The organism is Anaerobiospirillum sp. NML120511, from assembly GCF_023050955.1.
Lineage (GTDB): Bacteria > Pseudomonadota > Gammaproteobacteria > Enterobacterales > Succinivibrionaceae > Anaerobiospirillum.
In genome coordinates this window covers 48,818-61,538 of the sequence record NZ_JALKIK010000033.1, presented here as the reverse complement: position 1 = coordinate 61,538, position 12,721 = coordinate 48,818, and the positions used below count along the sequence as shown (strand labels likewise).

6 protein-coding genes are annotated in these 12,721 nt (G+C 53.8%); 4 read left to right on the top strand and 2 right to left on the bottom strand.

The genetic code is table 11. The features are described from left to right. The first annotated feature begins 654 nt into the window (after nt 1–654). The 3 genes from MXE39_RS09440 (at nt 655) to serB (ending at nt 6,134) form a co-directional block, all read left to right on the top strand. Entirely contained in the window at nt 655–3,507 is a 2,853-nt protein-coding gene (locus MXE39_RS09440; protein WP_246978678.1) for a response regulator, read from the top strand. Nucleotides 3,508–3,998: 491 nt separating this feature from the next. Further along, entirely contained in the window at nt 3,999–4,787 is a 789-nt protein-coding gene (locus MXE39_RS09435) for a TatD family hydrolase (protein WP_348647478.1), read from the top strand. A 363-nt stretch (nt 4,788–5,150) separates the two neighbouring features. Further along, nucleotides 5,151–6,134, top strand: a complete 984-nt coding sequence (serB, locus tag MXE39_RS09430; protein ID WP_246978680.1) for a phosphoserine phosphatase SerB — start codon at nt 5,151–5,153, stop codon at nt 6,132–6,134. Nucleotides 6,135–6,446: 312 nt separating this feature from the next. On the opposite strand, the gene MXE39_RS09425 is transcribed toward serB, so the two are convergent. Then, nucleotides 6,447–7,604 (bottom strand): globin domain-containing protein, encoded by a 1,158-nt coding sequence (locus tag MXE39_RS09425; protein WP_246978681.1) that lies wholly within the window; start codon nt 7,602–7,604, stop codon nt 6,447–6,449. A 1,625-nt stretch (nt 7,605–9,229) separates the two neighbouring features. Here MXE39_RS09425 and radA point away from each other — a divergent pair. Then, a complete protein-coding gene (radA, locus tag MXE39_RS09420) occupies nt 9,230–10,606 on the top strand; it encodes a DNA repair protein RadA (protein ID WP_246978682.1) in 1,377 nt (458 codons plus the stop codon). A gap of 330 nt (nt 10,607–10,936) precedes the next feature. Here radA and MXE39_RS09415 read toward each other — a convergent pair whose 3' ends face one another. Next, entirely contained in the window at nt 10,937–12,094 is a 1,158-nt protein-coding gene (locus MXE39_RS09415) for a globin domain-containing protein (protein ID WP_246978683.1), read from the bottom strand. Between the last annotated feature and the right edge of the window lie 627 nt (nt 12,095–12,721).

Genomic DNA, 12,721 nt, shown 5'->3' with positions numbered 1-12,721 from the left:
AAGCGTTTTAGTGACAAGCTGGCACTATCAGCAAATGCAACTCGTTAAGTTTCACACGTGGTCCTTTTTATGCTTGGCCATGCTGCCCTAAATTTTGTGATCCGGATCAGGGCGTGTGTTTCCCCTATTTGAAAATACACTTATGGCAGGCTTCATGCTGCACATCATGTCAGATGCAGATAAACTGCACCAGGGCATGATATTGTCTTGCCTGAAATATTATGACAACAGGCGGCCGTCAAAGCTTTGATGAGCGCTATCCCCATGGCTGCAGCAAGACATGCAGCCAGGCATGCAGACAGGCATGCAGGCCGCAGCTGCAGGCTGCAGGGCGCAGCTGGGGCTGTGAGCCGCAGGCCTGCGGCAGGTACTGCTGCGTGGTCGGCAGATTTTTCGGGCAGGTGAGAGCCTGTCTTTTTCAGCCAGGTAATGCCAGGTTCAGTCATGCTCTGACCTGATGTTATCGCATGCTTCTTTTCCCTCCTTGCCTGTGCAGCCGTTTGTTGTTTACGGCACAAGGTTTGGGCTGACGGCTTTGAGCCGGTCTGAATTTATGAGGTCAGGCCTTTAGCGGGTACAGACTGTTTTATTAACATGCCAACAGAGGCGGCTTCTGCTCCTGCATGATTACTGCAGGGGAGTGGCCGATTGCTTATGAACAGGCCATTTCTGCGATACTTTGTCACTCGCTTTATCATATCTTTCGGCGTCCTGCTGGCTATCTACTTTGTCTTTATTTTCCAGATCATTGAGTCGCGCCGTGACCTTGCGCGCTCCATGGCTCAGGAATCCATTTCCCACGTTGAAATTATCCTCAACAACATGATTGAAAAGACCGATATGGTCGAGGGCTTTTTGCACTCCATGGGTGAGGATAAGATGCGTGCCATGATGGAAAATCTGGACGGCAAAACCCATCTGCAGGAATTCAATCTCTTCGCTTCCATGCTCTACGATACCCCGGCAATCAAAGGCCTGCAGCTGCTGCCAAAAGGTATCATGCTCTACTCCTATCCTCTGGCCGGTAACGAAGCTGCCATAGGTGATAACGTGCTCGAACGTGAAATCACCCGCGAAACAGCCGAATACGCCATGCTCTCCGGTCTTACCACCATTGACGGTCCGCGCAAATTCCTTCAGGGCGGCATTGCCATGGTGGCCCGTAATCCTGTTTATCTCAACGACGGTACTTTCTGGGGCTTTTCAGCCATTTCCATGTCTCTGCCTGAGATCATTGAGCCTTTTGGGCTCAATGACCTTACCCGTCAGGGCTATGAGTACCGCTTTGTCATGATGAATTTCGGCAAGCCTGTTGAAGTGGGTTCCACCCTGCAGCATCACCAGCTCAAGGACTGTGTTTCCTACTCCAAGCTCATCTCCGGCCGCCGTGTCACTCTGCATATTATTCCGCGCTATGGCTGGCTGTCAGCAGCTGATGCCTGTTACGGTCTGATCTTCTTCCTGGTAGTAGCTCTGGTCATTGCCTATCTGGCCACCCGCAACAAGCAGTCATCCATGGATCTCATTGATGCTCTGCAAAATGAAAAGCACATGCGTGAGCTGACGGCTCAGGCCTATAACGAGGCTGAGCAGGCCAATAAGGCCAAGAGTAACTTCCTCAGTGCCATGAGTCATGACCTGCGTACCCCTATGAATGCCATTGTCGGTCTGTGCACTCTGCTGGCCCGCGACAGTGGCAATCAGCAGAAAGTGGCTGACTATGCCCGCAAGATCAGTGCGTCCTCGCAACACCTGCTGGGCCTTATCAATGACATTCTGGACATGTCAAAGATTGAAAGTGGCAAGGTCTCGGTCAATGCCCGTGAGTTCTCGCTTGCCGAGCTCATTGAAAACGTCAATACCATTGTCCGTCCTCAGGCTCACGGCCGTCATCAGGCCTTTGATATTCATATCAACAGTATCGAGCATGAGCTTCTCATCGGCGATGATCTGCGCGTCAATCAGATTCTGCTTAATCTGCTGTCCAATGCGGTCAAGTACACTCAGGTAGGCGGTCATGTCTGTCTGACTGTTACCGAGGAGCCAAAGCGCTCCAATAACAATATTGCCAGCTATATCTTTGAGGTCAGGGACAATGGCATGGGTATGACTGAGGACTTCCTCAAGCATATTTTTGAACCATTTGCCCGTTCTGAGACGGCCATGAACACCCGCATACAGGGTACCGGTCTTGGAATGACCATTACCAACAATCTCATCAAACTGCTGGGCGGTACTATCGACGTCAAGAGCAGGGAGGGTGAGGGTACTACCATTACGGTCAACCTTTCATTCAAGATTCATGGCGTTGAGGTCAATGATCGTGACTTCTTTGCTACCCACAACATCAGCAATGTACTTATTATTGATGACGATATTTCCGACTTCAAGTCAGTAGAGGTAACCCTCTCTGAGGCCGGAGTAAAGTCTTATCATGCCCGTGGCAGTGCTGATGCCATGGAAATTCTGGCCAGCATGGACAAAGATAACTCCAGCATCAGTCTCATTTTGCTTGACCTGAAGCTGGAAAACGAAGACGGTGTATCCGTTGCCCGCACCCTCAATCAGAGCAGCTTCAAGGACATTCCTGTCATCATGCTCTCAAGCTACGACTATTCTGAGGTTGAGCTTGATGCCATGGAGGCCGGTGTTTCTCATTTCCTGAACAAGCCTCTGTTCCTGTCCAGCCTCAAGCAGGCTCTGGATACCATGTCTCACCGTGAGTCAGCCGATGGCAGGACTGATGGCAAGGGCGAGGCCAATATTCTTGAGGGCTTGAATATTCTGGCTGCCGAGGATAATGAGCTCAATTCCGAGATTCTGGTAGATCTGCTGAGCATGCGCGGTGCCCACTGTAAGGTATGCTCTGACGGTGTTGAGGTGGTTGAAGAATTCAGCCGCAGCTTACCTGGCACTTACGACATTATTCTCATGGACGTACAGATGCCGCGTAAGGATGGTCTTGAGGCTACCCGCGATATCCGTAATCTTGATCGCAGCGATGCCCGCGTGATTCCTGTGATTGCCATGACGGCTAATGCCTTCTCTGAGGATATCAAGGCCTCACTTGATGCCGGCATGAACTATCATGTCTCCAAGCCAATTGACTTCAAGCTCCTGGAGATGTGCATCAAAGACGCCCGTGCCCGCTGGTACTGCCGCGAGCATCCTGATGATCCTTCCTGCATACCATATATGGCAAATGGCGAGGTTGCTGCACCTGAGCGCGGTGTGCCTTACGGCTCTCAGGCCGTTGCTCCAGATCCTGTAGAGTCTGAAGATCCGGAAATTGCTGCAGCTCGCGAGGCGGCCCGAGCCCAGCTCAAGCCTCAGATCATGGGCGCTTCACCTGATGAATATGTAGCAGGCGATCCTGCAGTACCGGTAACTGAACAGTCCTCTGCACCGGCCTCTGCCCCGGCCTCCGCCGCTGCCATGGCAGCAGACCAGACTGCCGGCGCAGCCGCCAGCGGCGCCAGCGGCGCCTCCGACCGCAGCCGCAGCTGACGCACGGTCAGGGCCGCCCGGTTATGCCTGGTAAGTCCCGGCAATGCCGGGCAGGTCCAGGAATGCGGTTATGTCTCCATATTGCTCATAAAGAGCTTATAAAAGCGCCCTGAAGGGCGTTTTTTAATTGCGTTTTGTGTATCTGGTAAGTGCGATCTGAGGACAGGTTGCGCAAGGGGCATAGCTTTTTGCCGACTGTGCCTTAAGATAAGGGTCTGAACCGGGCTTGCTTGGAGCGCCGCAGCCGCGCCGCAGCCGCAGCAGCAGCCGCGCCTTTGTTGTTGACCATGCGGTGGCCATGGCTGCAAGGGCCATGGCGGTTGGCCATGGCTTCAGCGGTCCGGGATGGGGCACCTTGGGAGTGGCCTTGTGGCTGGGATTTTTCTGTATTGAGGGGGACAGAGATGACGGGGCTTTGTGACCACCATTGCCATCTGCTGCTGGGACTTTATGACCCGCATGAGCTGGTCAGTCGCTTTTATTGCGCAGGTGTGCGCTCACATGATGACTGGTGGCAGTATCTGAATGAGCAGGTCGAAGCTCAGGCTGACAGGCTGTCCGCTGGCGGTCAGCTGGAGGCGCGGCTTGAGAGCTTTGTGTCCTCCGAGGTCGAGCATTTTGTTTTACAAAGCGTCTGTGCCTTTGATGCACTGCTGTGTGCCAGCGTGCTCAGGCGCGCCGGGCTTGCTGACAGTGGGCGCTTTTCTCTTGGAGTCGGGATTCATCCTTTCTGGCTGTCTGACGTGCTTGAGCACAACGCCTGGGAGGCAGAGCTGCAGCTGCTGTTAAAGGTCATTGCCTTTGTGCAGGACAGCTGTCCTAAGCTGTATGGGCAGGCGCTGGGTGAGGTGGGCCTTGATACGCGTTGTACTGTGGATATGGATGAGCAGTACCGCTGCCTCAGTGACTTTCTGCATGCCACCGTGCATCTGAATCTGCCTTATTCCTTTCACTGTGTACGGGCCTTTACTGACCTGCAGCGCTGCATCAGGCAAACAGATCTCAAGGGCAGAATCAGAGGCTGTTTCCATGGCTTTAATGGTAAGCCTCCCCTGGCTCGGGCTCTGATAATGGACGGCCTTAAGACCGGACTTGGGCAGGCTCTGCTCTTTGCAGACAATCAGAAAAAATTCACCCTCCTTGCTCATGACCTGCCTGCCGACCAGATTCTGCTGGAAAGCGATTTTGACGGCACTTTCAGCGACCATTACGACGGTACCCTCATTTCAAGGATCAGCGCTCACCTTGAGCACCTGAGGCAGGCTCCCCTGGTCAAGTAGCCTCTGCCCCGCCAGCCTTTGACCCAGTAGCATCTTAGCCCGTAACCTCTGAGCCTGTAGCCGCTGACCCGGCATCCTCTGACACATCTGCCTCTAAGCCAGCAGTTGGCAGCAGGCGCACAGCGGCGCGCCCAGGTCTGGGCCGCTGTCGCTGCGGCCATGCTGGCGCTGCGCCTTGCATTGGCGGAGCAGAGGCTGGTCATGGGGCGTGCTGAGTCAAAATGGCCTATAATTGGATTTCCTGTCGCCAGCTGCAGTTGCAGCAGCCGCCGCAGCCGCCGCCTGCTGCAATGGCAGCAGGGGCTGACCGGGGACGGTCAGGCAGGTGGCAGGATGTTGTTTATCAGGATTGAAGGATAGAGCATGTTCCGCGATGTATTTTTAGTAGTCAGACGTGAAAGTGGGGAGTCAGCACAGAGCATTACTGAGCGCCAGAAAAACCTGATTGATGAAGTGCTGGGGATGTGCTCATCTGATTTGGGCTCAGTGCGTACCGTTTATCAGTGCGACCCGCGCCGTGAAATGGTTTACAGCCTCAGTGTCTTTGACCATGACATTGACGAGAGCGTCGAGCGTGCGGTAAAGCATGAGGTACTCGAGGGCCGCTTCAGGGGACAGGTTGATGTGCTATTTTCTGAGAGCTTTCCATGCTTCTGTCCTGGTTCCAGCTATGACGGTGCTCTGGTAATGGACATGGACATGACCACAGTGCAGATTGAGGGTATTGATGAAATTGCCCGCTGCCTCAATGTCTTTGACCAGGTGGCCGCCATTACCTCAGAGGCCATGCATGGCAAGCTTGATTTTGCCCAGTCACTGACCCGTCGTGTTGCTCTGCTCAAAGGTGGTGATGCTGAAAGCGTGCTGGAAAAGGTTCGTGGCATCATGGTTGAGACTGACGGTCTTAATGAGCTGCTTACTTTCTGCAATGTCCTTAAGAATGCAGACCATGGTGGCAGGTTCAAAACCTGTATTGCCTCAGGCGGCTTCCATGATCTCATTGATGTCATTGTTCAGCGCTACGGTATTGATGCCGTCAGAGCCAACAGACTTGAGACCGACGACAATGGCTTATTTACCGGCAGGGTCAGCGGCCCGATCATTGATGCTCAGGCCAAGGCCGATCTGGTAGTTGAGCTCAGAGAAAGTGGCACTGCTCAGCAGAACATTATTGTGCTTGGTGATGGTGCCAATGATCTCAAGATGATGGCTCAGGGCGGTCTGGGCATTGCCTATCATGCCAAGCCAAAGGTTCAGCAGGAGGCCCGCAACTGCCTGAACATAGGCACTCTGGCAGCCGTACGTGCTCTGCTGCAGCTCAAGGCTGACCTTAATACCCCGGCCTGAAAGCTTACCATGCGCTCCCTTGGCAATGTCTTCGTCAACGGCCTTGCCAGCGTTATACGCTTCCCGCGCCTCTAGCGGCCGACAACAGCCAGCGTCTGGCTGGGCGGCAGCAGCCAGCCGCAGACCAGCCTGGCCCGGTCCTGGGCCGTGCCTTGCACAGGCCAGGGCCATCAAGGCCAGGTCAGGTCCGTCCGGTTGGGGCGGTTGAACAGCTATGAAAAAAAGCGTCCCTCTTCACAGATGTGGAGAGGGACGCTTTTTTCAGGGCGGCAGGGCCGGAAAACCGGGCCTGCCGTGAGGCGGGGGCCGGGATTAGCGGCCGGTGCCGAAACGCTCGTAGCGGATAGCTGTCTCTGGAACGCCGTTCTTAATCAGAGTGTCAATAATGTTATTGGCAAAACGGGTTGGGCAGCATACATAGTAGGTGGCATCATCAACGACGAGGTTGGCAATGTCTTCTTCTGTTGGATGGCCCATTTCAGCTGTGTAGTGCAGCTGGAGAACACGGATATCCTCTTCGGTAATGAGCTCCTCGATTTCCTCACGGTGTGGGAGGTGAGCCTCATCCTTACATACATGGAAGAAGATGAGTGGACGGCCACGGGCGTCTTCACTTCTTAACATGGCAAGGGCAGGGGTAATACCGATACCTGCAGAAATCAGGACGATAGGGTTATCGCCCTTCTCCAGAATAAATTCGCCTACTGGTGGGGAAACGTCCAGGAGATCACCCACGTTGTAACTGTCGATGAGGGTATTGGAAACCATGCCTGCAGGACGGTCATCAACAGGTGGAATACGGCGTACACTGATGCGGATAGACTTGTGGTCGTGAGCATTGACAGTGTACTGACGTGGCTGAATCAGACCCTGGTCCTTGAGGTAAATACGCAGGGATACGAACTGACCTGCGATAACATCACGCAGCTCACCGCCATCAACAGGCTCGAGAATGAAGCTGAAGATGTCCTCGGTTTCCTGATTCTTGTTGATAATACGGAAAGCACGCCAGCCGGACCAGCCGCCATTGGCGTTGGCACTCTCCTCATAGAGTTCGGCTTCGGTCTTGATGAAGATTTCTGCCAGCTGTGCATAGGCTGAAGCCCAGGCATCGAGCAGCTCATCGGTAGCGGCATCACCCAGAACTTCCTCAATGGCGTCGAGCAGGTGACGGCCCATGATTGGGTAGTGCTCAGCGCGGATGTTCAGAGATACGTGCTTACTGGCAATATGCTGCACAGCATTGAAAAGGACGATAGGGTTTTCAATATTCTGAGCATAGGAAAGGATGGCTGCAGCAAGTGACATGTGCTGCTTTCCAGTACGCTGATGTCCCTGATTAAACAGCTGACGCATTTCAGGATTGCCTGCGAGCAGGCGGCGGTACAGAGCGGCTGTAATTTCTACGCCACGCTCCTGAAGAGTAGGTACCGAGCTTTTGACCAGTTCAATCTGTTTTTCCGTAAGCATGAAGGGGTCCCTGGTTGATAAATTCAGCTAAATATCCGCATCCTTCTGGCAGGTTGCGGCTATGACTAATGGCCTTTAGGAAACTATTTCGCGTAGACAGACCTGAAAGGACCATTGAGACTGCAGCTGGCATTGTGCTCAGGCTTTGACAGGCCCGGGTACATCCACTGACCGCTGAATAATGAAATCCGTTTGTTTGAGCGAACTGCCATCCAGCCGCAGCTGGCGGCTTCCTGGGTCACACCTGCAGTGCTGTACAGGACAGAAAATTGACAGGCAACTTCTGCTTGCTGACAGCTCTGTTACAGGTTTGAGGCTCTGATTTCCCGTAATTATACGGGGCGCCCCTGAACCAGACCAGATAATTCGTTATTTATATGCAGCATTCAGGCCGCGTTTGTATGACGTTTCCCGACGGCAGGCTCATGGCACTGCCTGACGGTCAGCAACTGGAACTGCCTGCCGGGCGGCCATGGCACTGCCATCTGGCAGGCGCAGGGCACCGCCCTGGCAGTCTTATGTGCCTGAGGGTAATGCTGATGCCGTGGCCTTGAGGCCTGTCTCGGGTAGTTTCCCCTGTTAATCCTCAGCTGCATCCTCGTTTGCTGCAGGCTTTACATGCAGCAAAGGGCGATGCTGATAAGGCAGGTGAAGCTGCACTGTGCCCTGAGTCAAAGGCGGCACAGAAAATCAGAGTTTACTCTGAAAGTCTGTAGCTGTTCAGGCATGATACCGCAAACTGCAAAATATGTATCAAGGATATGCGCACAAAAGCGAATCATATCTACTGTTGTAAGTGTGTGATGCTATTGAGCAGTGTGTGGAAAAAAGGCCTGCACGTGCTGTTTGTCTTTGATTTCAGATATGGAAAAAGCCGTGATTTTTTCACTGTGCACCAGTCAAAAAGTGCGCCGGATCCCATATTGGGGCACTGTTAAAGGCACATACTAGCACATAATACGACATATGAATTTGAAGCCCGTGGCACTTATGACCAAAAGTAGGAAAAATCCTTCTCAGTCATTCACGCACGGCAGCATCCTCCTCAGCCATTAATGCGGCAGCATCCTGCACAGCCGGTATTGCGCACAGCAGCATTCTGCACTGGAGCATCCACAGCAGCATCCACAGCATCATCTGTACAGGCTCCAGCGCGGCTGCATGCCTGGTGCTGAATCAGGCTGTGATGCCTGATCCGGGGTGGCGTCCCTGCACTTCTGGCACTTGTCAGGGGCTTACAGGGTTACAGCTTTATGTCCCTGGGGACACAAAATGTAGCCATTGAGGGCCCTTAATGCTATTTTGTGCTGTGCTTTGCTCCGGCAAAAGTTCTGCAAATTCATAAACGGCAGAAAAATACACTTTCTTGAGGACAAACTCTGCATCAGGATCACAATCTTATTAAGTTGTCAGAGGCGGCCCTCAGGCGGCGCCTGCAGGTGCAGACAGGCAGCGCATAAGGGCACCAGCATGCAGCCCGGGCGCAGGCCGGGGCAGCCGGCCCGGGCGTAGGCCGGGTTCGGCTGGGTGGCTGCAAGTACGTAGCCTGTACTGTTGCAGGAGCAGAGAATATTCCGGTTTTGTGAGTACCGGCGGATTTTGATTTTTTATTCAGGCAGAGAGCTATGGCCAAAGCAAAAACAGTTTATGTGTGCCGTGAGTGCGGCGCTGAATTTTCACGCTGGCAGGGACAGTGTAAGGCCTGTGGCGAGTGGAATACCATTGAGGAGCTCAAGCTGGCCGGCCCAAAGGCCGAGCGCTCAGTTGCCCGTGGCATGAGCGGTTTTGCCGGTCAGGCCGATGGCAAAATTGAAAATCTGGCCAACGTTCAGGTGGCCCAGACTCCCCGTATTCCCAGCGGCTACGGAGAATTCGACCGCGTGCTGGGCGGCGGCATTGTGCCTGGCTCGGTAGTGCTTATTGGTGGTAATCCAGGTGCCGGCAAGTCAACCCTGCTGCTTCAGACTGTGTGCAAGCTGTCAGACACTACCAAAGTGCTCTACATCACAGGCGAAGAATCGCTTGAGCAGGTAGCTCTGCGTGCTCACCGTCTGGGCCTGCCAACAGCCAGTGTCCGCATTGGTGCTGAGACCTCCATTGACAATATTGTCAGCCTGGCCATGAAAGAAGAGCCGTCCGTACTGGTAGTGGACTCCATTCAGGTCATGCATGTAAGCGATGTTGACAGTGCTCCGGGCTCGGTATCTCAGGTACGTGAGGCCGCTGCTGCCCTTACCCAGTTTGCCAAGCGCACAGGTATTGCCGTCTTTCTGGTAGGCCACGTTACCAAGGAGGGCAGCCTTGCCGGCCCTAAGGTGCTCGAGCACTGTGTTGACTGCTCGGTAATGCTCGAGGCCGGTAATGACATGCGTTTTAGAACCCTGCGCTGTCATAAGAACCGTTTTGGCGCTGTCAATGAAATCGGTGTGTTTGCCATGACCGATAAGGGCCTGCACGAGATTAAAAATCCATCGGCCATCTTCCTCAACCGTCAGGAAACAGTGGCTCCAGGATCTCTGGCTACCTGCGTGTGGGAGGGTACCCGTCCGCTGCTGGTGGAGCTGCAGGGCCTTGTCGATATATCCCAGTATGGCAATCCGCGCCGTCTGTCTCTTGGTACCGATGCCAACCGACTGTCCATGCTGCTGTCAGTGCTGCACCGTCATGCCGGTATTCAGCTTGCAGACCAGGACGTCTTCGTCAACGTGGTAGGTGGCGTAAAAATCGATGGCACCTCAGCTGACGTACCTCTTATCCTGGCGCTGCTGTCCTCCTTTACCGAGCGTCCGGTAGAGCGCACCACCATTGCCTTTGGTGAAATAGGTCTGACCGGTGAAATCAGACCGGTGCAGTCCGGTCTTGAGCGCCTCAATGAGGCCGAAAAGCAGGGCTTTACCCGCGCCATTGTCCCTTTCGATAATGCCCCGCGTAACAAAAACCGCATAGGCAACATGGAAATCACGCCAGTCAAAAATATCCAGCAGCTCGTTGAGCTGGTCTAGCCGCCCGACAGCCAGCCTGTCTGCCAGGCTGATTGCCTGGCCTTCCTGCCGTCAGCAAGGCATGGCTCTCTGTCTGTCTGTCTGTCCCGGCCGTCTGGCAGGCTTGCCTGACATACGGTCAGGCAGGGCATGGCAATGCAAGGTCAGGCTGGGCCCAGGCAATGCCCTGCAGTGTAATTGGGGGCCGGGGCCGGTATTTTACTTAATACAAAAAAACGTCCCCTGTTACTGCGTGGAGTAACAGGGGACGCTTTTTATGGGGCTGCGTAAGCAGGCCTTAAAAGTCCGGGCTGCTCTGCACTTGCAGAGCGTGCCGGGCTGTGGCTGCTGTTAGCGGCCGGTGCCGAAGCGCTCGTAGCGGACAGCGCTCTGTGGAACGCCGTTCTTGACCAGAGTGTCGGTAACGAACTTGATCATGTCGCCTGGGCAGCAGACATAGTAGGTGGCGCCGTCAACGATCTGAGCAGCAATGTCAGCCTCGCCTGGGCGGCCCTTTTCAGCAGTATGGAAGACATTGAGCTTTCTGCCTGGCTCCCTTGCAATCAGGGCGTCAATTTCAGCACGGTGAGGCATGTGAGCATCATCGCGGCAGACGTGGAAGAAGTTGAGGGCACGACCGCTCATGTCAGAGCTCTTTAACATGGCCAGAGCAGGGGTAATACCAACACCGGCGGTGATGGTTACTACAGGGTTTTGACCCTTCTCAAGTACAAACTCGCCCAGTGGTGGGGAAACCTCAACCATGTCACCAACATTGTAGTTGTCGTGCAGAGCGTTGGAGACCATGCCGGCTGGATTGCCGTTTACAGAGTCAATGCGGCGTACGCTGATACGCATGGACTTGCCGTCGTGAGCATTAACAGTGTACTGACGTGGCTGAATGAGCTTGTCGTCCTTGAGGAATACACGTACGGATACGAACTGACCGGCAGTTACATCACCCAGCTCGCCGCCATCAGCAGGCTCGAGCACGAAGCTGGTGATGTCGCTGGTTTCCTGGGTCTTGGCAGTGATAACAAAACCACGCCAGCCAGACCAGCCGCCCTTGGCAGTGGCAGCGCTGTTGTACAGGTCGGCCTCTACCTTGATGAGCAGATCAGCAAGCTGACCATAGGCTGCAGCCCAGGCGTCGAGAAGCTCGTCATTTACGGCATCGCCCAGAACTTCCTTGATGGCCTCAAGCAGGTGACCGCCTACGATTGGGTAGTGCTCAGGACGGATGTTGAGGGATACATGCTTGCTGGCGATGTGCTTTACTGCATCGCCCAGAACTGAAAGGTTCTCAATATTCTGAGCATAGGCAAGAACGGCCATGGCAAGGGACATCTGCTGACGTCCGGCACGCTGGTGGCCCTGGTTGAAGAGCTGACGCATCTCAGGATTGAGAGCGTGCATGCGGCGGTACATGGCAGTAGTAATGGCTACACCGTGCTCCTGAAGAGCTGGAACTGAAGCTTTGATCAGTGCAATCTGGTTCTCAGTAAGCATGTAGATTTTCCTTTTTGACGAATTATCTGACATCGCGCTCTCTAAAGAGAGCTGCGATAACAACAGGGATAATATCCCTTGTATACCGCATCATAACTTCACAGTGTCAGCAGGCAGAAAGCTGACCTGGTACGGTTCGTATCATTTTGTGTACACACACGCCTGAGCTTAATACAGCATGTTCTTAGCATGGCTGCATTTTGCCTGAGGCGGGGCATGATGAGCATTGTGCTGACAGCTTCATGCTGTGGCGCAGTATGATGATATGCCGGTTTTTATAAGGCAGTGGGATATAAGGTTTGCCTGATGGGGTATGTTCTCAGGCCAGTTCAGGCCATTAAGGCCTGCCAAGTTCATGTTCCAAGTCTGGTAATGAAATCAAACGGGGCAGTAAGGCATGGAGCTTTGGAAACTGGGGGCTGCCAGTACATATAAATCTTCACTCTTAACTGCTGTGGCCGGGCAACACTGTTTAGTGTTGGGCGGCGCGCTGCAAGGTGTGAATTCAAGGTGTTCCGGACTTTTTACATACATGGCTGGTTCCAGATATAGTAAGTCAGCACTTACACAGTGACAATGAGTATTCTGGTGAAATTCTTTCACATGCATCAAAGTAATCACCTGCCT

Coding starts and splice junctions, on each gene's coding strand:
- serB (WP_246978680.1), top strand. CDS start 5,151: ATGTTCCGCGATGTATTTTTAGTAGTCAGACGTGAAAGTGGGGAGTCA.
- MXE39_RS09440 (WP_246978678.1), top strand. CDS start 655: ATGAACAGGCCATTTCTGCGATACTTTGTCACTCGCTTTATCATATCT.
- MXE39_RS09425 (WP_246978681.1), bottom strand. CDS start 7,604: ATGCTTACGGAAAAACAGATTGAACTGGTCAAAAGCTCGGTACCTACT.
- radA (WP_246978682.1), top strand. CDS start 9,230: ATGGCCAAAGCAAAAACAGTTTATGTGTGCCGTGAGTGCGGCGCTGAA.
- MXE39_RS09415 (WP_246978683.1), bottom strand. CDS start 12,094: ATGCTTACTGAGAACCAGATTGCACTGATCAAAGCTTCAGTTCCAGCT.